This window comes from Aquirufa antheringensis (genome assembly GCF_023921165.1).
Lineage (GTDB): Bacteria > Bacteroidota > Bacteroidia > Cytophagales > Spirosomataceae > Aquirufa > Aquirufa antheringensis.
Genome location: NZ_CP049835.1, coordinates 90,160 through 112,744, shown reverse-complemented (window position 1 = coordinate 112,744; position 22,585 = coordinate 90,160). Strand labels below are relative to the sequence as shown.

Sequence of the window (22,585 nt, the reverse complement as noted above, 5' to 3'; positions counted from 1 at the left end):
TTCCGACATTTGCCGTTTATTTTTAAGCAAAAACAAACATGGCGGAAAAGATCCTTATACTTGATTTCGGTTCTCAGGTGACCCAATTAATTGCGCGTCGCATCAGAGAAGCGCAAGTCTATTGCGAAATACATCCTTTTAATCACATTCCAGAAATCGACGAATCGGTGAAAGGGATTATCCTTTCAGGTAGCCCTTGTTCGGTGAGAGATGAAGATTCTCCTCGCGTAGATTTAAGTCTGTTTGGTTCTTTGCCCATTTTAGGTATTTGCTATGGAGCTCAATTATTAGCGCACCAAGGCGGAGGCTCCGTTCAAGCATCAGGTCACCGCGAATATGGTCGTGCGCACATGACGAGTGTAAAAGAGAGTCCATTATTGAATGGCTTATCGGCTACAGGTCAGGTGTGGATGTCACATGGCGATACGATTATGGAATTGCCGTCTGAATATGAATTAATTGGTTCAACGGAGACAGTACGTGTAGCGGCATTTGCACACGTTTCGAAGCCTATTTTCGGTATTCAATTCCACCCAGAAGTGACGCACTCGACGGAGGGAAGCATTTTAATCAAGAATTTTATCGTAGGAATTTGTGGCTGCGCTCAGACGTGGACATCGGATTCTTTCGTAGATAGAACCGTTTCAGAGTTACAGGCCAAATTAGGGAATGACAAAGTCGTTCTAGGTCTTTCTGGCGGGGTAGATAGCTCAGTGGCTGCGGTATTATTACACCGCGCGATCGGTAAAAACCTGTATTGCATCTTCGTAGACAATGGTTTGTTGCGCAAGGATGAATTCGAACAAGTTTTGGCATCCTACGAAACGCTAGGCCTAAACGTGAAAGGAGTGAACTCCAAACAACGCTTCTACGACGCCCTTAAAGGCTTAACAGATCCAGAAGACAAGCGCAAAGCTATCGGGAAGACCTTTATCGAGGTATTCGACGAGGAGGCCCATTTAATAGAGGGTGTTTCTTGGTTAGGCCAAGGCACGATTTACCCAGATAAAATCGAATCCGTTTCCCTTAAAGGACCAAGCGCAACCATCAAATCGCACCACAACGTGGGCGGCTTACCCGATTTCATGAAGTTGAAAGTGGTAGAGCCATTAGATGCCTTATTCAAAGATGAGGTACGTTTAGTGGGTAAAACCCTAGGTGTGCCTAAAGACATTTTAGGCCGCCACCCTTTCCCTGGACCAGGTTTAGGTATCCGTATTCTAGGTGATATTACTCCAGCGAAAGTAGACATCTTACAAAAAGTGGATGCCATTTTCATCAATGGTTTGAAGGAGGATGGTTTGTATGACCAAGTTTGGCAAGCAGGCGCGATCCTTTTACCTATCCAATCCGTGGGTGTCATGGGGGATGAGCGTACGTATGAGCAAGTGGTGGCTTTACGTGCCGTTTCCAGTGTGGATGGAATGACCGCCGACTGGTGCCACTTACCTTACGAATTCTTAGGTCGTATTTCGAATGAGATTATCAATAAGGTGAAAGGCGTGAATCGCGTGGTATATGATATTTCGAGTAAGCCGCCGGCTACGATTGAGTGGGAATAAATTTAGTTTTCAATTCTAAAATCGTGCTGCGCAATGATTTTTTGAATTGAAATCTAAATTTATTTCTGAAAATGGTTCGAAAATGTGCTGCGCAATATCTTTAGAGTAGAGATTATAGAGTAAAGAGAAGAGATAAATACAAAAAAAGGATCTAAGTAGATCCTTTTTTTGTGCGTGTAATCAAAAACATTTCTGAATTCATCGCCAAAGGCGATTCCATATCTCTACTCTATAATCTCTACTCTATAATCTCTACTCTCATTTCGAACGCTCCACGAACAAACTAACGAGATAAAGCACCGTCTCCGTCGCTTTCTGCATATCCTGCACCGAAACCCATTCTTGTTTGCTGTGGAAGGCGTGTTCCCCTGCGAATATATTAGGGCAAGGTAAACCCATAAAGGTTAATCGGGAGCCGTCGGTTCCGCCGCGAATGCTTGTCGTTTCGGCTTTTAGGCCAGCTAGGCGCATCGCTTCCATGGCTAGATCAATACATTCTGGGTGATCTACGAGGATCTCGTTCATGTTGCGGTATTGCTCTGTTTGGGTATAGGTAGCAGTAGAATTAGGGTATTTGCGCAAGACCATTTCTGATATCTGTTGAATGATGAAGCCGTATTCGCGCAGTTTTTCGGTGTCAAAATCACGGATGATGAATTCAATCGTCGCTTCTTCTACACTTCCGTAGATGTCAGTGGGGTGGATGAAGCCTTCTTTTCCTTCGGTGGTTTCAGGGCTTAGGCGATCTTTGGGTAGGGTATTGACGATTTCTGCGGCAATTTTAAGGGCACTTTCCATACGGCCTTTGGCAAAACCTGGATGCTGGGAAATACCTTGTATTTTCACGACAAATCCATCCGCGGAGAAAGTCTCATTCTCTAAATGTCCTCGCTTTTCTCCATCTAAGGTGTAGCCGTATTGGGCATTAATCTTTTCCATATCCACGTGATCGGTACCGCGGCCGACTTCCTCGTCCGGCGTGAAAAGAATCGTAATGGGTCCATGAGGAACTTCAGGATGTGTAGCATAAAAGGCCGCGACGTCCATAATCTCAGCGACTCCTGCTTTATTATCTGCCCCTAAAAGCGTCGTTCCGCTGGCCGTGATGATATCATTGCCGATTTGTTCCGCTAAATCAGGATGTTCACTTAGCCGGATAATAACGGTTGGGTCGTCTGGTAAAACCAAATCTTGTCCGTGGTAATAGGGGTGAACTATGGGTTTAACATTTTCACCAGAACAATCCGGAGAGGTATCCATGTGAGCACAAAAACAAAGGCCGGGAACTTCGTGAGCTACATTGGAGGCGATGTGCGCATAGACATAACCAAATTCATCTAGGTGGGCATTGGAAATTCCGAGGGAATGAAGCTCCTGAATCAAAACCTTTCCTAGATTTTTTTGTTTTTCTGTCGTGGGACTGCTGCTCGAGTGGGGGTCGGATTGGGTGTCTATTTGGACATAGTCAAGAAAACGATCTTTCGATGTGAAGGCGTATTTTTGAATCAATTCCGAGAGCTGCGGCATAAAAATAGATTTATATTGAAATATTAGAAGAAAAAATTGTCTTTATTAAATTTATTTCTCTTGGAATTATAAAGGTAATACACCTTTCAGAATTACGTATTATCTTAGTGCCTTGAATTTTATAAGCTTACAACTATGTCTCAAAATGCTGTGATTAACCTCGATGGCCAATCGTTCGAATTACCTACTCTAGTAGGAACCGAAAATGAAAAGGCAATCGACATTGCGAAACTTCGCGATTTATCTGGATACGTTACGTATGATCCAGGTTACAAGAACACGGGTGCAACAAAAAGTGCGATTACTTTTTTAGATGGCGAGGAAGGAATTCTGAGACATTGTGGTTATAGCATCGAAGAGTTAGCCGATAAAGCTAGCTTTTTAGAAGTGGCTTATTTATTATTAAATGGCGAATTGCCTACACAAGCTCAATTAGATGCGTTCGAAGCTGATGTGAAGAAATACACGGTAACGAACGAAGTCTTATTGAAAATTGAACAAGTTATTCCGTCCTCAACGCACCCAATGAGCGAATTGTCAGCTCTTGTAGGTTTAATGGAGGGTCAATATAATCCAGCTGAAACGAAGGAAAATATCTTACGCTTGATCGCTGCCTTGCCTATTTTCGCGGCTTGGAATTACAAGAAATCAATCGGAGAAGCCTTAGTGGCTCCGGACCAATCTTTGGACTATTGCTCTAACTTCTTGAAAATGATGTTTGCTAAACCAGGCGAAGATTACAAAGTAGATCCAATCGTTTCAAAGGCATTGAACAAATTATTAATCTTACACGCAGATCACGAGCAGAACTGCTCTACGTCTACGGTTCGTTTGATTGGTTCTTCTCACGCAAGTATATTCTCTAGTATTTCAGGTGGTATCCAGGCATTGTTTGGTCCATTACACGGTGGTGCAAACCAAGCGGTGATTGAAATGTTAGAAGAAATCAAGCAAGCGGGTGGTGAAACGTCTAAGTTTATTGCGATGGCCAAAGATAAGACTTCAGGCTTCCGTTTGATGGGCTTTGGTCACCGTGTTTACAAAAACTTCGATCCGCGTGCTCGTATTATTAAGGTGGCAGCGGATGATGTGTTAACGGCTTTGGGCGTTCAGGATCCTGTTTTAACGATTGCTCAAGAATTAGAAGCTGCGGCTTTAAGTGATGAGTATTTCGTGGCTCGTAAATTATACCCGAACGTAGATTTCTACTCAGGGATCATTTACCGCGCTTTGGGTATCCCTACGGATATGTTTACAATCTTATTTGCGATTGGGCGTCTTCCAGGTTGGATTTCTCAACACCAAGAAATGATGACAAACAAGGAGCCTATCGGTCGTCCTCGTCAAATCTACGTAGGTTCTCCTGCGCGTGCATTTGTCGATATGGCGAATCGCTAATCTCTTTTCAGTTTTTTGAAAAAGCCTCCGATTTCGGGGGCTTTTTTGTTTTACGGAGAGATTCGGCCTAGCTTTGTATCCTTATGCGGATACTATTTTTTCTATTTTTCAGTTTTTCTGTTTGTGCTCAGGTGCAAAAAGGGCAGGCGTCTTTCTATTCAAATCGATTGAAAGGACATCGGACGAGTAGTGGGGAGAAGTATAATCCAGCTAAATTCACGGCAGCACATAGAAAGTTGCCTTTTAATACGTGGGTGGAGGTGTATATGCCCAAAACAAAGAAGACCACCTTCGTTCGTATTATCGACCGTGGTCCACATAGCCGCAAGCGAATTATTGATGTATCGAGGGCTGCGGCTAAAGATTTGGGATTAATTCCCTACGGTTTTTCTACGGTACACATTAAAACAGTGACCGAGAAGTCTCGGATTGATTCCTTGAATGCTATGGAATCTGCAGAAATTTATGAGTTTGAACCGAAATCCGCCACGTCGGATTCGCTTTTACGAAATCCACAATAAGGGGATTCATTTGTTCTTGCTTGGACCACTCGGGTTGCAAGTATAATTCCGCTGATTTAGGTAGTTTTTCTGCCCATTCTTGAGCCCAAGGGATATCAGAAGGGTGGTTTACCACGACTTTGAGTTCGTTCGTAATCGCTAAAATACCTTCATTAGGGGCTTTGAACTTCTTAGGGGAGAAGCAAATCCAATCCCAAGTTCCAGTAATGGCCGTTGCGACACCGGAAGTTTCGATATGGGTTCTGAATCCTGCCTCTTGTAGAGCTTCTGTCAAAGGGCCTAAATCGTGCATCAACGGTTCTCCACCGGTAATAACCACTAATCGGCCTGGACTCTCGAGTGCTTCAGCGACTAAAGTGGCTACGGTTTTGACTGGATGTGTATCTACCGGCCATGATTCTTTTACATCGCACCAATGGCAACCCACGTCGCAACCGCCTAAGCGAATGAAATAGGCAGCGTGTCCCTGGTATTTACCTTCCCCTTGCAGGGTGTAAAAAGATTCCATTACTGGATAGGTAAATTCGGCTCTTTTTACAGCGGTTTTTATATCTTTGGGGTTGGATTGCATTTGGACTTACATTGAATCACAAAATTAAGTCTAGAATTGTAATTTAACTAATCGATGAATCCAACAAACGCAAAAAATCGACTTTTTCTTGCTGTAGGGCTAGTGGGCACGTTGTGCTTGTTATCCGCTTGTTGGTCAGCTCGTTGTCCCTATCAAACCTGCCGTGTTAAGGTGGAACACCGCCACGGAGTAGGTTATTTTCGTCCTAATGTGGCCTTTTCTTGGATGTGGACACCCCGTTACAAGCATATTCGCGCCGATCAATCTAAAAAGAAACCTAGATGAAGCAGAACGTCGTTTTTTCCGTAGGATCGCTGAATCAATTGCCTTTGGATTGGGAGGGAAATCGCCAACGTATTTTGGCGGCTATCTCTCAGGCCTCTGCTGAAGGTTCGTCTCTTTTGTGTTTGCCTGAATTATGTATTTCAGGTTACGGTTGTGAGGATCAGTTTTTAGCGCCATTTACAGCGGCTAAATCGTGGGAGTCTCTGGAGTTAATCGCTTCTGAGGTTGCTAAAATAGTTGCGGTGGTAGGTTTAGCTTTGCCTTTTGAAGGAGATTTTTACAATGTCTCTGCTATTTTAGCGCAGGGTAAAATACAAGCCTTGATCCCCAAACAATTTTTGGCGGATGATGGCGTGCATTATGAACCGCGTTGGTTTAAACCTTGGCCTCGAGGGCAGCGGAAAATGTACAAGGGAATCCCATTAGGAGATTACCGTATCCATTTTAATGGAATCACCCTGGGTATTGAGATTTGCCAAGATGCTTGGGAAGGGGAGAAGCGACCAGCATATGATTTAGCACGTCGGGGCGTTTCAGTGATTTGTAATCCGACGGCTTCACACTTCGCTTTTGGTAAAGCAGAAATAAGAAAGACTTTAAGTCTAGAAGGCGCTAAGATTATTAACGGCGCCTATTTATTCGCGAATTTACTTGGAAATGAAGCGGGTCGAATCATTTTTGACGGAGATGCCTACATTGCTCATCTGGGTTCTATTGTAGCTCAAACACCGCGTTTTTCTTACCAAGATTTTACGTTGGTTTCCCACGAATTGACGTTGGAAAAACGAAAGGATTCAGGAGAGGATGTGGTTTCGTTTGAAATTCAACTTCCAGAAACGCATTCCATAAAAACGTCCGAAGTCCCGGCTTGGGAAAGTTCAGAAACAAAAAAAGAGGAAGAGTTCTCACATGCCGTAGCCTTAGGTTTATTTGATTATTTACGTAAATCTCGCTCACAGGGATGGGTTTTATCTCTTTCTGGTGGAGCTGATTCGTCTGCCATTGCTTCACTTTGTGCGTTGAGTATTCAGTATGCAAAAGAAGAATTAGGTTGGGAAGGTTTGAAGCAAAAGCTGAATTATATTCCCTTGACTACTTCAGATAAAGCGATGTCTGAATTATTAACGACCATTTATCAAGGAACCGTTAATTCCTCCCAAAACACACGTGATTCTGCTCGTGAATTGGCAGAATGGATCGGAACGCAACATTATGTGATTGAAATAGATTCGATAGTTCAGGGTTACCGCGAATTGGTAGAAAATGCGATTGGTCGTCCATTAACTTGGGAACAGGACGATATTACCCTCCAAAACGTACAAGCCCGCGTCCGTGCCCCTAGCGCCTGGATGCTCGCTAATATCAAAAATGCTTTATTACTCGCTACTTCGAATCGCTCGGAGGCGAGTGTGGGTTATGCGACGATGGACGGCGATACTTCCGGATCGATTTCCCCTATTTCTGGAATTGATAAGAGTTTCGTGAGAACTTGGCTGCTTTGGTTAGAGGCTCAGGGCTTTAAGGGACTGCATTTAGTGAATAGTCTAGAACCGAGTGCGGAATTGCGTCCATTGTCTGAAAAGCAGGTGGATGAGGAGGATTTGATGCCTTATCCGATTTTAAATACGATTGAGCGATTAGTATTTTATGATTTAGTGTCGCCGCATGAGTGTTTAGAAGAGGTGAATAAGCGCTATGGTGCTGTTTTTGCCAAAGAGAAGCTCGAGGAATTCGTTCGCCGATTCTTCCGACTATGGGCTAGGAATCAATGGAAAAGAGAGCGCTATGCGCCTGGATTCCATGTGGATGATTATAGTTTAGATCCGAAGAGTTGGTTACGCTTCCCGATTTTGTCAGCGGGATTGGAAAAAGATATATAAACAAAACACGAACAAGGAGATGTTATTAGTAGTGGATGTGGGGAACACAGATATCGTGTTTGGTTTTTATGAAGATCAAACCTGGAAAGCAGTTTTGAGAACGCCTACGCACCAGCCTTGGAGTGCGAACGGGGTGGTGAATTGGATTAAGAAGGAGTGGGCGTCCAAAGATTTAGGAGATACCTTACCTTCTTTGGCCTTAATATCCTCTGTAGTTCCTTCGATTTCGCCTCAAATCCAACGTGGATTAGCCTTATGGTTAGGTTATTCGCCCACGCTCATGCGTCCTAAATTATATGAAACCTTAGCCATCCAAGTCATTGTTCCAGAGGAAATAGGCTCTGATTTAGTCGCAAATGCCGTATATGCGCACGAAAACTATAAATCGAATGTACTGATTGTGGATTTTGGAACTGCCTTAACTTTCACTTTAGTCAATGCGGAAGGTAAAATGGAGGGCGTTTCGATTGCGCCTGGTTTGAAAACCGCAGTGAAGTCCTTGTTCTCTCAAACTGCCCAATTGCCTGAAGTTCCATTGGAAATGCCCGAATTTAACCTGGGAACCGATACGGTTTCAGCGATTCAAGCTGGAATTCTATGGGGCTATGTGGGAATGGTGAAAGAGATGATTAGCCGGGTGAAAGAAGATAAAAAGGGAGATTTGAAGGTGGTTGCGACGGGCGGATTGTCCTCGATTTTGACACCTTTAGCCTCGTATTTCGATGAGGTAAATAAATTAATTACGTTAGAAGGTTTGCGCCTGATTGCCGAACGTTTAAAAGCCTAAGAAGATGTTTCCGAAAGAACAAGGATACTTTTTTCCTGCCGAATGGCATCCACACGTAGCTACCTGGATTACTTTTCCGCATAACGATCACTCGTGGCAGGAGGAGAAATTAGGGCAGATGTACCCGGAATATTTCGCCTTAATCAAGGCAATTTCTAAAGGAGAACAGGTGCGAATTAACGTGAATTCTGCTGCTTTACAGGCTTTTGTGGAAAGTCAATTGCCTGTGTATGGAATCGATCCAGCCAAAATTGAATTTAATGTTCAACCCACAAATGATGCGTGGTGCCGCGATCACGGGCCAGCTTTTTTAGTCAAAGAAGGAAGTGCCGAACGTTTAGTCGTGAATTGGGAATACAATGCCTGGGGTGGTAAATATCCGCCATTTTCGGATGATAATGCGTTGCCGTCGACCATTGCGAAACGTTTATCATTGCCATCCGCTACTCCTGGTATTATTATGGAGGGAGGATCGGTAGACTTTAATGGAGCAGGTACGGTTTTAACGAGTCGTTCTTGTTTATTGAATCCGAATCGAAATCCGCATCTAAATCAAGAGGAGATTGAAACCTATTTGAAAAACTACTATGGCGTTTCACAGGTGCTTTGGGTATCTGATGGGATTGTAGGAGATGATACGGATGGACATATCGACGATACGGTGCGATTTGTGAATACAAATACGGTGATCGCGATGGTGGAACCGAATGTGGAGGATGAAAATCATGCGGTTTTGGCGGCTAATTTGGCAGAATTAAAGCAAATGAGGCTATTAGACGGCTCACCTTTAAGGATAGTTGAGATTCCCATGCCGGATGCCGTGGTGATTGATGGTTTTAGGGCTCCAGGGTCTTATGCGAACTTTTATATCTGCAATGCAGGAGTTTTGGTCCCTGTTTTCGATTGCCCACAAGACGAAATTGCCTTAGGAATATTGCGTCAATTATTCACGGATCGTCCCGTGATAGGACTTTCTGCTCGGGAGATTATTTGGGGACAAGGCAGTTTTCATTGTTTGACCCAGCAAGAACCAGCACCGTGCGTATAATTCCTTTTCTTTTCTTGATTACCTTGTTTTCTTGTGCTCGAAAACCTTTTGTTCAACCGGTTTCAACTCCGGAGGATAAAAATACGCGGGTATCATTGAAAACATTGTCAGTGGTAAAGACGCAGGAGATGTTAGGGGATGAGTTGGTATTAGTAGGAGCTTTGGGCATCTTCGAGAATGGAAAAATCAAGCCAGTTCAGGTATTTTCATCGTATTTAGGAAAAGTAAAGAAGGGACAGGTCATTCGATTAGATACAATTAAAGCGTTGGAAATACGTTTACATTCGGGCCAAAAAGCCAGCTTCCAACTTTCTCTCTTCGAAATCGAAGACTACCAGCCCACCAAGAAATGGGTGAATCGATTTAATTCGGTGAGTGGGGTATTGGCTTTGCCTTTGGCCTTAACTTCCGCCGAAAATCCAGTAGCCTGGTTTTTATGGGGAATGAAAGCTGGGTCTTTAGGGCTGGATTGGGTAAGTGAATTAGATATGAAAGACCTTTTAGGTGTCTCAGAGACCCAATGGGACTTCGATTCAGGTGCTTCCTCTATTCGCACCGGCAAATGGGTAGGTGGTCGAAAATTCATCGATGCCTATGAATACCGGTACCAGATTCAAATTAACGTAGATTAACCGTTTATGTCGGGGATTATTCGTAATTTTGTTAGCTTATTTTTAAGAATGAAAGATTTAAAATTACTAGTGGGATTAGTCTTATGTTTGCCTTTCGCGAGTTTCGCGCAGAGCGCATCACCTATACAGATTGGCCCTAAGAAGATATCGGCAGAGAGTTTTCTGCAAGTGTACAAGCCTTTAGTCGAGTCAGATAGCATTACCAAGGATAATCAAGCGGCTTTTTTATCTGATTACATCGATTATCAATTGAAAATTGTAGCGGCGGAACAGGAGAAATTAGCTGATCAACCAGACTTTAAGGAAGAGTATGCGAGTTTTAGAAAGGAATTAGCTACGCCTTATTTGGTGGATATGCCTACGTTAGATATGCTCGTTAAGCAGGCGTATCAGCGAATGAAAGAGGAGAAAAAGGTGAGCCAAATCTTAGTGAAATTAGGCGAAAACGCGAGCCCAGCGGATACTTTAGTCGCTTTTCAGAAAATCGAGCATATTTACCAGAAGTTAAAAGCGGGTGAAGATTTTGCTACTCTCGCTACGCGCTTTTCAGAGGATGAAATGTCTGCTGTTAAAGGGGGAGTTTTAGGGTATATTACCTCGCTTCAAACCGCTTATGATTTTGAAAATGCGATTTATTCCATCGGAATAGGTGAATATTCCAAGCCTTTCCGTACGGCGAGCGGATACCATATCGTCAAGATTTTGAATCAACGACCTAATTCAGGGAAGATTCGTTTAGCCCATATCATTGTTTCTGCTGCGGTAGATGCACCTACGGCCTTGCAAGTAGAGGCTAAAAAGAAAATTGAACAGGTGGAAGCCTATTTAAAGGCGGGAGAAAGTTTTGAATTGGTTTGTAAAAATTACTCGGAGGATCCTTATTCAAGAGGTCGAGGAGGAGAAATTAGACGTTGGTATTTTTCATCTGATTTAAGCGAGGAATTGCAAGATGCATTATTTGGATTAGAGCGTTTAGGGGATCTTTCAAAGCCCATCCGGACAAATTTAGGTTGGCAATTATTTAAGTTGTTAGATAAAAAACCACTCTTGACATTTGAAGATATGTCAGAGTTCATTAAACAAAAAGTACTGACTGATGCGGATCGTCAAAGTTTAATCAAACAAGCTTTTATGAAGCGCGTTCGCGTGGAGAATAAGGTAATCGTGCAAGAAGCCACAAAAAAGGCCGCTTTTGAGCGTATGAACGTGGAAAGAACGGGATCTGAGCCATTCTTGCAAGAGCCTATTTTTTCGGTCTTAGACAAAACATACACGGTAGGTGATTTTTATACACACGTTCAATCTCAGCAAAAGAGACGTATTAAATCGCTCGGTTATTTACCTGTCGTTTCTGAACAATCGTATTTAGATGAGCTGATTGAGAAGGAAACGTTGAATGCGGAAGAGGCCAATTTAGAAAGTAAATACCCTGCGTTTAAAGAGCAAATGGCTGATTTTTTAGAGGGTAGTTTATTTAGTAAAATGACGGATCAGGAGATTTTTGAGAAGTCTTTGGATTCTTTAACACAGTCGAAATTCTATCTAGCAAATAAGTCAGCGTTTGTCATGCCTGCTCGTGTAGAAGCGAAATTAGTAGTAGCAGATTCTCAGAAGACGTTAAAAGAGGCTTTGGACTTATTGAAAAAGTCACCCTATCCAATGAATAAGAAGTTAGCCGATCTTTCCTTTGGTTTAAAGGAATCAAAATTAGAGGAGCCTTCGAATAAATTATTAGCCGAATTATTTGTGACAATGGCGAAGAACGTCGACTACGTCGTAGAAATTTCTGGCCACCGCGATGCCTCCGAGGCGGATAGCTTATCTGAAGCGCGTATTAATAAGGTCGTTTCTTATTTAAATGCCAAAGGAATTTCTTCTCAGCGTATTATCCAGAAAGATGAAGCGAACTTAAAAGCGGCATCTAAAACGGTGAAAGCAAAGAATGCGCGTGTCTCCTTCCGGTTCTTTTCGGCTAGTATGGACGATGTCGTCAAGCGTTTTAATGCGCTAAAGCCGGGTAGTTTAGAAGCAAAAGAAGGTTACTTTAAAAAAGGCTTATCGCCAGTGATTGACGCTGTCGAATGGACTGTAGGTGCTAAAAACTACGAAGCCGCGGGTAAATTTGCCTTTGTGGAAATAAAGAAAGTAGAATCTGAGCGTTCTCGTTCATTTGAAGAGGCAAGAGGTCTAGTGATTCGTGCCTTGCAAGAGCGCTTAGAAAAGGAGTGGGTAGCGAAATTAAAACAACAATATCCGGTAGTGATTAACCAGGTTGAATTAGAAAAATTACTGAAATTATAAAAATATGAAATTGACTCGTTGGGTTTTAGGTTGGTGTTTAGTGTTAGGGAGTTTATCTGCGTTTTCGCAAGAGGAAGCGAACAAGAATGTGCTAGATCGCATCATTGTGAAGGTAGATAATTACTTCATTTTGAAATCTGAAGTGGAGAATCAATTCCAGCAATATTTGACAAGTGGGCAAGCAAATACCCCTGATCGCTGCCAAATTTTAGAAGGATTAGTGGTGAACAAATTGATGTTAGCAAAAGCCGAAATTGACTCTGTTATCGTAGATGATAAGCGGATTGAGGCTGAACTAACGAGTCGTATGGAGCAAATGGAAGGCCAATATGGTTCAGCTAAAAATATTGTTGAAGCATATGGAAAGTCCATTCCAACCTTAAAAGAGGATTTGCGCGCTTCTTTAAAAGAACAATTGACGGGTCGTAAAATGCAGGATAAAATTACGGACGAGGTGAAAATTACACCGAAAGAGGTGGCGGCCTTTTTCAATGAAATACCCCGGGATTCATTGCCTTATTTGCCAGCAGAAGTCGAAATTAGCCACATCATTCGCGTCGCAAAGCCGAACAAGAATCAGAAGGAAGAATTGTATGCGAAGTTATTGGATTTTCGTCGTCGGGTAGAGAAGGGCGAGAGTTTTGAAGATTTGGCCAAAGTACATTCCGAAGATTTAGGTTCAGGAAAACGTGGTGGAGACTTAGGTTTTGCAAAACGGGGTGCCATGGTTGCCCCTTTCGAAGCGGCCGCCTTGCGCTTAAAGCCGAATCAAATGTCGGAGGTGGTAGAGTCAGAATTCGGATTCCACTTAATTCAATTATTGGAAATCAGAGGTCAAGAATACCACGCACGTCACATCTTGTTGCGTCCTGATTACCAAAAACTAGATTTAACAGAACCTACCAAGTTTTTAGATAGTATTCGGGTGCTAGTTCAACGTGATTCAACGACGTTTGAAAGGGCAGCAAAAGAATTCTCAGAAGACAAAGCGACCCAAGATGCGGGTGGTGTCATCATGGATGCTACGAACGGAGGTAATCGCTTAGCTTACGATGGAACGATGGATCCGGCTTTGTTTTTTGCCTTAGATTCGATGAAAGTAGGAACTATTTCTGCGCCTATTCCTTTCCGTACAGATGATGGTCGTTCGGCTGTTCGTATTTTGTTTTTCAAAGCGAAACACCCACCTCATTTTGCTAACCTCAAGGATGATTATCAAAAACTAGCTCAAATCACGTTATCTCGTAAAAAGAACAATGCGATCGAGAAGTGGTTTATGAAGGCGAAAGACGATGTGTTTATCTTTATTGATGAAGAGTATAAGGATTGTCGGATTTTGGCGGATGTGCAGCAGCGGGAGTAATCGAGAGTAGAGATAATAGATTATAGATAATAGATTATAGAGAGTAGATAAGAGATAATAGAGTATAGATTATAGAGAGTAGAGTATAGATGTAAAGCATAGAGCATAAAGCACAAAGCATAAATTTGGAATCAAAAAAAGCGGCATAGGCCGCTTTTTTTGATGAGTATATTTCTGAATTAATCGGCGAAGCCGATTCCAACTCTCTACTCTATAATTTCTACTCTATAATTTCTACTCTATAATCTCTACTCTATAATCTCTACTCTATAATCAAACTACACAGCAACAGGCGCCTTAATCCCTGGATAGGGGTCATATCCTTCCAGCGTGAAGTCTTCGTATTTGAAATCCAAAATATCTTTCACCTCTGGATTGATCTTCATCGTAGGTAATGCTTTCGGAGTACGAGATAATTGCAGTTCCACTTGTTCCATGTGATTACTATATAAGTGGGTGTCACCACCAGTCCAAACAAAATCACCTAATCCCAGATCACAGACTTGGGCGATCATCATCGTCAACAGAGCATAAGAAGCGATGTTGAAAGGTACACCTAAGAATACATCTGCGGAGCGTTGGTATAGTTGGCAAGAAAGTTTTCCGTTTGCCACATAGAACTGAAAGAAAGCATGGCAAGGCATTAAAGCCATTTTAGGCAGGTCTGCCACGTTCCAAGCACTTACAATGATCCGACGTGAGTCAGGGTTCTTTTTCAATGTTTCAACAGCCTCTTTGATTTGGTCGATGACTACGCCATTAGCGCCTTCCCAGCTTCTCCATTGCTTTCCATAAACAGGACCTAGGTCGCCGTTTTCGTCTGCCCATTCATCCCAAATACGCACACTATGCTCCGTTAAATAGCCAATATTCGTTTCACCTTTCAAGAACCATAATAGTTCATGTATGATCGATTTTAAGTGCGTTTTCTTCGTTGTAACTAAGGGGAAACCTTCTGCTAGGTTAAAGCGCATCTGGTAGCCAAATACACTCGTAGTTCCCGTTCCTGTACGATCAGATTTGAAGGTGCCGTTTTTCTTAATGTGAGTTAATAAATCTAAGTAAGCTTGCATATTAGGCTTCGAATTTTTCTCCGTTTAAAACGAGGGTATGAGTGATTTTGGAGCTAGGCTCTAATTGAGCGGTAGCTGAACAGTATTTGTCCATCGACATTTGAATCGCTTTTAGGGCTTTTGAGCCGTCTATTTGGCCTTTTAATTCAAATTGGATGTTGATTTGACGGAAGGGTGTTTTCTCCGTTCCTTCGATCTTTTCGCGATCGCCTGAAACACGGATTTGGAAGTCCTCTACGACTTGACGTTGCTTCTTTAAAATAAGGATAACATCAATGGCCGTGCAACCACCTAAGCCCATTAAAAGTAGCTCCATCGGACGTGCGCCCGCATTGTGACCGCCAATACCTTCCGCCGCATCGATGTGCACGGGGATGGGAGAGGAGCCTTTTGCCTCAAAATGAAAATCTTGATCTAAGCGATTTAATACTACTTCCATGGCTTATTTTAATAAATTGGATTTCAGTTCTTTGGTCCATAAAACCTCTCCTTTCACGTTGAAAAGGGTAATGGTTAACGTGCGGTCCTTCAACGGGCCCGTTACTTCAATTTTAGAAAAGGCTCTTTCCTGTACCAAAGTCCCAGGAACTAATGTTTCGTTATAATCTAGCTTCACCGCATCAGCCTTTCCTGCTGTCATCGGAGAAACCGTCAAATCATACAAAGGATAAGTACCTTCGCGCTCTAATTTGTTCAAATCAGAGATATGACGATCGCCTGTGAAAAAGAGGACTCCTGGAATCTTACGGTTCTTTAATTCTTTCAATAAATACGTTCTCTCTGCCTCATAATTCGCCATATTTTCGAATACTTTGGCAGGGCTTACGACCTGACCTCCGTTGACGATTATTTTGAAACTAGCTCTAGAAGTGGACAACTGGTCCAATAACCAAGTCATTTGCTTAGCACCCCAGTAATCTTTATTTGGGTAATTTAGCTCGTTTGGAGCCTTATTCCACCGGTCATCCATCAAAAAGAATTCCACATCAGCCCATTGGAATTTTCCGGTAATACCTTCGTTTGGAAAGGCAAAATTCGGATTGCCCCAATACATTTTGAACATCTCTAATGAAGTATATTTCATTGGGAATGAGCGATCCGCATCATTTGGACCGTAATCGTGGTCATCCCAAATCGCGTATTGATGTACACTTCCTAATAAGGGTTGCATGGATTTAACAGCGCGCGCATGGTCATTTCGGTGAATCATCCCGGTTCTCGTATAATCTGGTTCACGGTAGTAAAAGTTATCTCCACCCCAGAGCATGAAATCAGGTTTCTTGGCATACATGGCTGCATAAACTTCATCCGCGCCACCGTAAGGTCTGCCCGGGCGATCGGCTGCTTCCTCGTTTACATAATTACACGTTCCAAAAAGGAAAGAGAAGGCAGGTGGATCTTTACGGTATTGCCAAAGTTCCTGTGTTTGGAATTCCAATGGATAATCAAAAGCCATTTTTTTGCCATTCACCAGTACCTCGTATGCGTATTTTTTACCCATTGTTACCTCATCAGCGATGATTCGTGCAATGAAAGCAGTTGTTTTCTCGGTATGTACGGGATCCGTCTTATGAATTGTTTTATCACCCTTCTCCCAGTATTGAATGCTAACATCCGCTGGTTTTTCGGTCTGCACCCAGACTAAAACTTCCTTCATTTCAGAATAGCCTAACATCGGTCCACTCTTGATTTGAGCACTCGCTAAAAGCGGTACAGTAAGGAATAAGGCGATTAATATTCTTTTCATATTCGTTAGATTAGTATCTTTGTGGCTTACAAATTTCGCTATGGCATATTATTCAATTCAGAACATTCCTTTAACAGATTTGGCCAAAGAATTTGGTACTCCACTTTATGTATACGATGCCGACAAAATTAGGGAAAAAATCTCGGTTTTAAGAGCCGCTTTTGAGGGAATTGATTTGACCATTAAATATGCTGCGAAGGCAAATACGAATTTGTCCATCTTGCGCCTAATGCGCGAGAATGGGGTCGATATGGATGTGGTGTCGCCACAAGAATTAGAGATCGGTTTGATTGCGGGATATGAGGGTTCAAATATTACGTTTACACCATCTGGAGTTCATTTTTCAGAGATTGAATATGCGGTTTCCAAAGGTGCCATCGTCAACCTCGATAATTTATCCGTTCTAGAAAAGTTTGGCCAAACCTACGGTTCCTCACAACCATGTTTGATTCGCATCAAGCCGCACGTTTTTGGTGGGGGAAATGAGAAGATTATGACGGCACATCCGGAATCGAAGTTTGGTATTTCGATCCACCAAAAAGCCGAAATCCTAGCTATCGTCGAGCAATACAAAATAAACGTAATCGGTCTGCACCAGCACACCGGTTCTGATATTAAAGACGGAAAGACGTTTGAGCAAGCAGCATCGGCCCTTTTTGACTTTGCTTATGACTTCAAGGACTTGCAAATCATCGACTTAGGGGGTGGCTTTAAAGTGCCTTATTCACCGGAAGATCCGGGTGTAAATATGCTTGAAGTAGGCCAAATCATGAGCAACGCCTTTCGCGCCTTCTGTCAAAAATACGGTCGCGAATTACGTCTTTGGGTGGAGCCAGGCAAGTTTTTGGTCAGTGAATCAGGTACATTCTTAGCGGAAACGAATGTTGTGAAACGCGACCCTGTGAAAACCTTTGTGGGAATTAATACGGGTTTAAATCATTTGATTCGCCCCATGATGTACGGTTCTTACCACTACATTTTTAATGCGTCAAACCAAGACTCGTCGAAGCAAGAAGACTACCGTGTAACTGGATATATCTGCGAAACAGATACATTCTCGTTCGATTATGCGGGTAAACAAAATGAACGCTTATTGAATGAGGTCAAAGAAGGAGACATCATTGCCTTGGCGAATGCTGGTGCTTATGGATTTACCATGGCTTCGCATTATAACTCCCGCTTTTTACCTGCCGAGGTGTTAGTGGATGGGGGCAAGGCGCGGGTGATTCGGAGAAGAGAGACTTTAGAAGATATACTACGTAATCAAGAGTAGAGAGTATAGATATAGAATCAAAAAAGGGGCATTCGCCCCTTTCTTTTCCCCTGATATGTATCGATTATTCAGCGGCAAAATTATTTGACTTGTCGACAATTTTGACGCTGAATGATTAATACATAACCCACGTATCCTTCGACCCACCCCCCTGCGAAGAATTAACCACCAATGAACCTTTCCGTAAGGCCACTCGAGTTAACCCGCCTGGCATCACATTTACCCCATCTCCATACAAAATATAGGGCCTGAGATCCACGTGGCGACCTTCCGCGTGATCCTCGATTAGGCAAGGAACGCGAGATAAGGAAATAGTCGGTTGGGCGATATAATTTCTAGGGTTGCTGAGGATGAGGGCTTTGAACTTTTCTTGTTCTTCTTTGGTGGATTTTGGCCCAATTAACATGCCATAACCACCTGCTTCATTTGCCTCTTTGACCACTAACTTTTCGATGTTAGCCAGTACATAGTTGCGGTCCTCTTCTTCGGAGCAAATGTAGGTCTTGACGTTTTGAATGATCGGTTCCTCGTTTAAATAGTATTTGATGATGCGAGGTACGTAGGCATAAATCACTTTATCGTCCGCTACACCCGTTCCTGGGGCATTCGCTATGGCTACTTTTCCATTTTTATACACATCAAAAATGCCTGGAATTCCGATCATGGAGTCTGGATTAAAGACGGTTGGATCTAAAAACGTGTCATCAATTCGGCGATAGATGACATCTACGATTTGAAAGCCTTTGGTGGTCCGCATTTTGACATAGCCCTCGTGAACCACTAAATCACGGGCGTCTACTAATTCCACCCCCATTTGTTGGGCAAGGTAGGAATGTTCGAAATAGGCAGAATTATAGATTCCTGGCGTTAAAACTACGACGGTAGGATCTGGGCGATCACTGATGAAGCGCAGCATTTCTAATAACTTATTTGGGTAGTCAGAAATGGGCCTGATTTGTGTCTTTGCGACGACTTCCGGGAAGGTTTGCTTTAATAGTTCCCGGTTTTCCATCATGTACGATACGCCGGATGGGCATCGTAGGTTATCTTCCAAAATCATGTACTCTCCATCGCTACCTCGAATCAAATCTGTTCCGGTGATGTGGATGTAGATGTTTTTGGCAGGTTTTATACCGATACAAGGCTTTAAAAAGTCTTTCGATGAGTGGATGACTTCGGCGGGAATGATTCCGTCTTTGATGATTTTTTGGTCTGAATAAATATCATTTAAGAATAAATTCAGGGCGGTAATGCGTTGAATCAATCCTTTCTCAATTTTCTCCCATTCCTTTGCCTCTACGATACGTGGAATGATGTCCACTGGCATAATGCGCTCGGTTCCTTCGTTTTCTGCATAGACATTAAAAGTGATTCCCATGGCCATTAAGGCTCTTTCTGCGGATTGTTGACGGCTTAAAAATTCTTCTTGGGATAATTGCTCTACGCGTTCTTTAAAGTGTTCATATCCTAAACGGACACTCCCGTCCGCTTCGAACATTTCATCAAAAAACCCTTCCGGGTCGTAGTTTTTAAAGGAGAAATTCATGATAGGGTATATTAAAATGCTTGATATGAATATAATTTAGAATTTTATTTTTGTTTTGATTTTCCAAAGCATTGATAATTTTAAATATTTCCAATATTAGCCTCTTAAATGTTGGAAATTTACCATTTTTTGTCTGAAATTGAGTTCTTATGCCAAACTCAGAATTTTATTTCTCCAGTCCGATCGGAATTTTACGTGTGGAATTAGCGGATGCCGGTTTGCGTTCTTGTTCTTTTGTGGAGGTAGAAGAATCAGAAAAGAATTTTCATTCTGTTGAAATTCAGCTGATTAAAGAAATTTTGGAAACTTATTTTAAAACGGGTATCCTACAGGAATACCAGATAGACCCTTCGGTAGGAACACTTTTTCAACAAAAAGTCTGGGCGGCATTACGAGAAATCCCTACCGGTACTACGGCTACTTATGCTGAAATTGCCAAGCGATTAGAAATGCCTAAAGGCGCTCAGGCGGTAGGGAATGCGAATGGCCAAAACCCGATTTTACTCTTCCATCCCTGCCACCGTGTCATTGGATCTACCGGTAAACTCGTAGGCTATAGTGGAGGATTGTGGCGGAAGGAATGGTTGCTTGCAAAGGAGGGTGCCACTTTATTTTAGTTTATATTTGTCTATGGATAATGATCAAATCGTCGACGCGCTCGAGCTACTTGTTAAGCTTTGGGATTTACATGGTGTAAACGAGTTCAAAAGTAAGAATCTAGCTTTCGCAGCGCGTGGCCTGGATAAATTCCCAGGTCTAATTTCTTCTTTACCAGAATCCGAATTACTAGCTATTCCTGGGGTAGGTAAAGTAGTGGTACAAATTGTACAAGATGTCGCAGCTACTGGAACGTGCCCTGATTTAGAACAGATCATTGAACAGACTCCTCCTGGTTTACTGACCTTATTGAAGATTAAGGGCTTAGGTCCTAAAAAAGTGCGAACCATTTGGCAGGAATTACAAATAACAGAAATTGATGATTTGTTAGCCGCTTGCGAAGATGGGCGATTAGCTATGCTAAAAGGATTTGGTGGCGCAGTGGTGGAAAGCGTTACCTTGAATATCCATTTCATTAAATCAAATTCTAGCAAATTGCGTATCAATAAAGCGCAAGATTTAGCGGGTGAAATCGCACAAGCACTCAGTGACTTTTTCTCTCAAGTATCCATTGCAGGGGAATTGCGCCGAAATTGTGAAGTGATTAACTCGTTGGTATTTTTAGTGGAAACAGATGATTTATTTGGAGCTTCTGGGCTGCTGCAATCAGTGGATAGGTTAGAAGAAGATCTGAAGGAATCATCTCCTTTTACTTGGAGAGGTTTCGCAAAGGGTCATTTGATTCCCATCGAAATTCACTTTGCCTCTGCTGGAGAATGGGTGTCAAAATTATTTGCCCTGTCAGCTTCGCCGGATCACTTAGCTCAAGTTCACTTTTATGAACGATTTGAGGGAAAAGAGTTGAAAGAAGAATCAGAAATCTACACCTCCCAACACTTGCCTTTTATCGTACCTGAGATGCGAGAAGGTTTACAGGAATTTGATTGGTTCACTAAAAAAGGGGATAAGTCTCTAGTGGAATACTGTGATTTGCGCGGCTGCTTGCATAACCACTCGACCTATTCCGATGGAAAAAATACCTTAACTGAAATGGCAGAAGCTTGCCGCGACTTAGGACTAAGTTATTTCGGGATTGCAGATCACTCGAAATATGCAGCCTATGCGGGAGGTTTGAAAGAGGAGGATGTGCAACGTCAGCAGGAAGAAATAGATCATTTGAATACGCAGTGGTCTGATTTTCAGATCTTAAAAGGAATTGAATCGGACATCTTGCCCGATGGTAGCTTGGATTATGATCCTTCCATTTTAGCCTCTTTCGACTACGTGGTGGCCTCCGTGCATGCCGGTTTAACCATGGATTTAGAGAAAGCAATGCCACGTGTGCTGAAGGCAATTGAAAATCCATATACGTCTATTCTTGGCCATCCAACAGGTCGTTTGTTGTTAGCTAGGCCAGGATTTCCTTTACAGATGTCCAAGATTTTAGATGCTTGTAAAGCGAATGGGGTTAGTATTGAATTAAATGCCAGTCCGTATCGATTAGACCTAGACTGGCGTCACCTCTATGAAGCGATGGATAAAGGGGTTTTTGTCTCCATCAATCCGGATGCCCATGCCATTGCCGGTTTACGGGATATGGAATGGGGTGTCAAAGTGGGGCGTAAAGGAGGTTTATTAAAAGAGTTAACGTTGAACGCTTTACCTTTGGCAGATATCAAACACTTTTTCGCTAAAAACTAGAAATTCGGTTTCAGTAAATACTTCGCATAGAAGTCGTCGATTACGCGCACGGCCTCCGTGGGAGTGTCTACTAAAGCAAATAGTTCCAAATCTTCTTCGTGGATATTTCCTGCAGCGACCATCGTCTTTTTCATCCAGTCGATTAAGCCACTCCAATAGTCTTTTCCCACTAAAACTACCGGGAATCGACCTATTTTGTGAGTTTGAATCAGGGTCAAAGATTCAAACATCTCATCCAACGTTCCGAAACCACCCGGCATAATGATAAACCCTTGTGAATATTTCACGAACATCACTTTGCGCACAAAGAAGAAGTCGAAATTCATATTTTTATCTGAATCGATGTAAGGATTCGGAGTTTGCTCAAAGGGTAATTCAATGTTCAAGCCCACGCTGCGGCCTCGTTCACTGGCTGCTCCTTTGTTACCAGCCTCCATGATTCCAGGCCCTCCACCGGTGATGACACCATATCCGTGGCGTACTAATTTGGCAGCTATTTCTTCCGCTATTTTATAATAAGGACTATCTGGGCTGGTTCGAGCAGATCCGAAGATGGAAACACAAGGGCCGATTTTAGATAATTTATCGATTCCCTCTACGAATTCACTCATAATTTTGAAAATACGCCAAGACTCCTCTGATTTAATCTGAGCCCAGGTTTTGTCGCCAAAAGCTTGTTTAATTTTCTCTTCTTCCTCTTTCCAGTTATTCTCCGTCATATTTTTAAAAATTGTTTCCTAAATGTAGGACTATTCCTTTTACCTTTGCAAAAA

20 protein-coding genes are annotated in these 22,585 nt (G+C 42.6%); 13 read left to right on the top strand and 7 right to left on the bottom strand.

Annotation, left to right across the window (positions count from 1 at the left end):
- Positions 1 to 38: 38 nt before the first annotated feature.
- Positions 39 to 1,562 (top strand): glutamine-hydrolyzing GMP synthase, encoded by a 1,524-nt coding sequence (guaA, locus tag G9X63_RS00495; RefSeq protein ID WP_252623225.1) that lies wholly within the window; start codon positions 39 to 41, stop codon positions 1,560 to 1,562.
- 258 nt (positions 1,563 to 1,820) lie between these two features.
- On the opposite strand, the gene pepT is transcribed toward guaA, so the two are convergent.
- Complete coding sequence (gene pepT / locus G9X63_RS00490; protein ID WP_252623222.1) at positions 1,821 to 3,089, bottom strand: peptidase T; 1,269 nt, start codon at positions 3,087 to 3,089, stop codon at positions 1,821 to 1,823.
- A gap of 135 nt (positions 3,090 to 3,224) precedes the next feature.
- Here pepT and G9X63_RS00485 point away from each other — a divergent pair, with 135 nt between their 5' ends.
- Both G9X63_RS00485 and G9X63_RS00480 read left to right on the top strand, forming a co-directional pair.
- Positions 3,225 to 4,487, top strand: a complete 1,263-nt coding sequence (locus tag G9X63_RS00485) for a citrate synthase (RefSeq protein WP_252623218.1) — start codon at positions 3,225 to 3,227, stop codon at positions 4,485 to 4,487.
- A gap of 83 nt (positions 4,488 to 4,570) precedes the next feature.
- The gene (locus G9X63_RS00480; protein WP_252623215.1) at positions 4,571 to 5,008 is read left to right on the top strand and encodes a septal ring lytic transglycosylase RlpA family protein; all 438 of its coding nucleotides are present in this window, start codon (positions 4,571 to 4,573) and stop codon (positions 5,006 to 5,008) included.
- On the opposite strand, the gene G9X63_RS00475 is transcribed toward G9X63_RS00480, so the two are convergent.
- Positions 4,932 to 5,516, bottom strand: coding sequence for a 7-carboxy-7-deazaguanine synthase QueE (locus tag G9X63_RS00475; protein ID WP_252623212.1), 585 nt, complete (start codon positions 5,514 to 5,516; stop codon positions 4,932 to 4,934). The genes G9X63_RS00480 and G9X63_RS00475 overlap by 77 nt on opposite strands.
- A 117-nt stretch (positions 5,517 to 5,633) precedes the next feature.
- Between G9X63_RS00475 and G9X63_RS00470 the strand changes: the two genes are divergently transcribed.
- From G9X63_RS00470 to G9X63_RS00440, 7 genes are read left to right on the top strand one after another with little or no spacing between them, the layout of a single operon-like run.
- Positions 5,634 to 5,864 (top strand): hypothetical protein, encoded by a 231-nt coding sequence (locus tag G9X63_RS00470; protein WP_130923154.1) that lies wholly within the window; start codon positions 5,634 to 5,636, stop codon positions 5,862 to 5,864.
- Positions 5,861 to 7,744, top strand: coding sequence for an NAD(+) synthase (nadE, locus tag G9X63_RS00465; protein WP_252623210.1), 1,884 nt, complete (start codon positions 5,861 to 5,863; stop codon positions 7,742 to 7,744). The genes G9X63_RS00470 and nadE overlap by 4 nt, the downstream gene beginning before the upstream one ends.
- 19 nt (positions 7,745 to 7,763) lie before the next feature.
- Positions 7,764 to 8,531: a type III pantothenate kinase gene (locus G9X63_RS00460; protein WP_130896929.1), complete on the top strand. Its 768-nt coding sequence runs from the start codon at positions 7,764 to 7,766 to the stop codon at positions 8,529 to 8,531.
- Between the two features lie 4 nt (positions 8,532 to 8,535).
- A complete protein-coding gene (locus tag G9X63_RS00455) occupies positions 8,536 to 9,579 on the top strand; it encodes an agmatine deiminase family protein (RefSeq protein WP_252623207.1) in 1,044 nt (347 codons plus the stop codon).
- Positions 9,570 to 10,211: a hypothetical protein gene (locus G9X63_RS00450; RefSeq protein ID WP_252623204.1), complete on the top strand. Its 642-nt coding sequence runs from the start codon at positions 9,570 to 9,572 to the stop codon at positions 10,209 to 10,211. The genes G9X63_RS00455 and G9X63_RS00450 overlap by 10 nt, the downstream gene beginning before the upstream one ends.
- A gap of 48 nt (positions 10,212 to 10,259) precedes the next feature.
- A complete protein-coding gene (locus G9X63_RS00445; protein WP_252623201.1) occupies positions 10,260 to 12,512 on the top strand; it encodes a peptidylprolyl isomerase in 2,253 nt (750 codons plus the stop codon).
- 4 nt (positions 12,513 to 12,516) lie between these two features.
- Complete coding sequence (locus tag G9X63_RS00440; RefSeq protein ID WP_252623198.1) at positions 12,517 to 13,875, top strand: peptidylprolyl isomerase; 1,359 nt, start codon at positions 12,517 to 12,519, stop codon at positions 13,873 to 13,875.
- 278 nt (positions 13,876 to 14,153) lie between these two features.
- On the opposite strand, the gene G9X63_RS00435 is transcribed toward G9X63_RS00440, so the two are convergent.
- The 3 genes from G9X63_RS00435 to G9X63_RS00425 are packed head-to-tail and all read right to left on the bottom strand — an operon-like array spanning position 14,154 to position 16,695.
- On the bottom strand, positions 14,154 to 14,948 hold the full coding sequence (locus G9X63_RS00435; protein ID WP_252623196.1) for a thymidylate synthase: 795 nt from the start codon (positions 14,946 to 14,948) through the stop codon (positions 14,154 to 14,156).
- A 1-nt stretch (position 14,949) separates the two neighbouring features.
- Positions 14,950 to 15,387, bottom strand: a complete 438-nt coding sequence (locus tag G9X63_RS00430; RefSeq protein ID WP_252623194.1) for an OsmC family protein — start codon at positions 15,385 to 15,387, stop codon at positions 14,950 to 14,952.
- Between the two features lie 3 nt (positions 15,388 to 15,390).
- Positions 15,391 to 16,695, bottom strand: a complete 1,305-nt coding sequence (locus G9X63_RS00425) for an alkaline phosphatase D family protein (protein ID WP_252623192.1) — start codon at positions 16,693 to 16,695, stop codon at positions 15,391 to 15,393.
- A gap of 40 nt (positions 16,696 to 16,735) precedes the next feature.
- Between G9X63_RS00425 and lysA the strand changes: the two genes are divergently transcribed.
- The gene (gene lysA / locus G9X63_RS00420; RefSeq protein WP_252623190.1) at positions 16,736 to 17,968 is read left to right on the top strand and encodes a diaminopimelate decarboxylase; all 1,233 of its coding nucleotides are present in this window, start codon (positions 16,736 to 16,738) and stop codon (positions 17,966 to 17,968) included.
- Positions 17,969 to 18,083: 115 nt separating this feature from the next.
- Here the strand turns inward: lysA and G9X63_RS00415 are convergent, their stop codons facing one another.
- Positions 18,084 to 19,514 (bottom strand): circularly permuted type 2 ATP-grasp protein, encoded by a 1,431-nt coding sequence (locus tag G9X63_RS00415; RefSeq protein ID WP_130896918.1) that lies wholly within the window; start codon positions 19,512 to 19,514, stop codon positions 18,084 to 18,086.
- A gap of 149 nt (positions 19,515 to 19,663) precedes the next feature.
- Between G9X63_RS00415 and G9X63_RS00410 the strand changes: the two genes are divergently transcribed.
- Entirely contained in the window at positions 19,664 to 20,131 is a 468-nt protein-coding gene (locus G9X63_RS00410) for a methylated-DNA--[protein]-cysteine S-methyltransferase (RefSeq protein ID WP_130896917.1), read from the top strand.
- A gap of 13 nt (positions 20,132 to 20,144) precedes the next feature.
- Positions 20,145 to 21,812, top strand: coding sequence for a PHP domain-containing protein (locus G9X63_RS00405; RefSeq protein ID WP_252623187.1), 1,668 nt, complete (start codon positions 20,145 to 20,147; stop codon positions 21,810 to 21,812).
- Here G9X63_RS00405 and G9X63_RS00400 read toward each other — a convergent pair.
- On the bottom strand, positions 21,809 to 22,531 hold the full coding sequence (locus tag G9X63_RS00400; RefSeq protein ID WP_252623184.1) for an LOG family protein: 723 nt from the start codon (positions 22,529 to 22,531) through the stop codon (positions 21,809 to 21,811). The two genes, G9X63_RS00405 and G9X63_RS00400, sit on opposite strands and share 4 nt — an antisense overlap.
- Positions 22,532 to 22,585: the final 54 nt, after the last annotated feature.